Origin of the sequence: Curtobacterium sp. C2H10 (assembly GCF_025407985.1) — a bacterium.
In the GTDB taxonomy this organism is placed as follows: domain Bacteria; phylum Actinomycetota; class Actinomycetes; order Actinomycetales; family Microbacteriaceae; genus Curtobacterium.
This window is the reverse complement of the sequence record NZ_JABXGF010000100.1, coordinates 1-718: the sequence shown is the minus strand read 5'-3', so window position 1 is coordinate 718 and position 718 is coordinate 1. Positions and strand designations below refer to the sequence as shown.

The 718-nt window shown below is 76.7% G+C and carries 1 protein-coding gene and 1 pseudogene; one reads left to right on the top strand and one right to left on the bottom strand.

Features of this window, described 5'->3' with window-relative positions; all coding sequences use genetic code 11:
- Positions 1-542 (bottom strand): annotated as a pseudogene (locus HWD93_RS18190) (DNA polymerase III subunit gamma and tau); the annotation flags it as partial.
- Here HWD93_RS18190 and HWD93_RS18185 point away from each other — a divergent pair.
- On the top strand, positions 532-718 hold a 187-nt coding region (locus tag HWD93_RS18185), incomplete at its 3' end, for a hypothetical protein (RefSeq protein ID WP_261647570.1). The pseudogene HWD93_RS18190 and the gene HWD93_RS18185 sit on opposite strands and share 11 nt — an antisense overlap.

Below are 718 nucleotides of genomic sequence, written 5' to 3'. Positions count from 1 at the left end.
GACTCCTGGGCAGCGGACCGGTCGGCGGAGTCCTCCGCCGCCGGCCGCTCGGCGGACCCGAGCGGCTCGGCCGTCGTCGGCTCCGGACGCGCGGGGGCGGCCGGAGCCGTCTCGGCGGACCGGTCGGCACCGGGCCGTGCAGCACTCGCAGCAGCGGCAACAGCGGCGTCAGGGGCAGGCGCGGCAGCCGGCGCCGGCTGCGCGGCCCCCTGCGGCGGCTGGGCCCCGGGCTGCTGCGGCGGTCGCTGCTGCCCCGGCCCACCGGGACCACGGGCGACGAACTTCACACGGAGCCCGAGTACGTCGACGATCGCGGCCCGCAGGAGCTCGCTGACGCTGGCGTTCGGGTCGGACATCTCCTTGAACGAGGCGACGTCCTGCTGGCTTGGGAACGTGAGGGTGAGGACGTCGTCGCGCAGCGCCGTGACCTGCGCCGTGACGACCACGGACCACGCCGAACGCTTCTGCCGCTGGACGTGCTCGACGATCTGCGGCCAGGAGTCGCGGAGCTGCTGGAACCCGACGGCGCCGATGGGACGCACGGCCGGCTCGTCGCCCGCAGTCGTGCCCTGGCCGGTCGAAGACGCGTTCGCAGCGCCCGCGGCGGGCGTCGGCGTGGCTCCGGGTGCCGGCGTGGACCCGGGTCCGCTCGACGGAGCCTCGGGTGCACTCGGCACCGCGGCGGCCCACGAGGCAGCGGCATCCCGAGCGGTGGCAC